Here is a 294-nt window from a genome sequence, read left to right on the forward strand (position 1 = left end):
AATGGGAACAGGTGAGCCCCACCGCTAAAACCACCCTAAAGAAGGTATATAGCTTTAAGCATTAGGCCTGAAGCCTTAAGCTTATTGCGTTTTAAGCGATAAAAACTTTCACAAAGACAAAACCTTCACTGCGCATAAAGCACCTGGTTTATATTAGTAACCATAGACTATAAATCTACGGGTAATTAGTACTACTTGGCTATGACATTACTGTCTTTACACCTATAGCCTATCAACGTCGTCATCTACAACGACCCTTAAAAGATGTCTCATCTTGAGGCGAGTTTCGCACTT

General features: G+C 40.1%; 1 rRNA gene. It reads right to left on the reverse strand.

Going from position 1 to position 294, the window contains the following annotated elements:
• Positions 1–165: 165 nt before the first annotated feature.
• Positions 166–294, reverse strand: a 23S ribosomal RNA gene (locus tag ACLI50_RS22535); the annotation flags it as partial.

Origin of the sequence: Chryseobacterium cupriresistens (assembly GCF_046614675.1) — a bacterium.
GTDB classification, from domain to species: domain Bacteria; phylum Bacteroidota; class Bacteroidia; order Flavobacteriales; family Weeksellaceae; genus Chryseobacterium; species Chryseobacterium cupriresistens.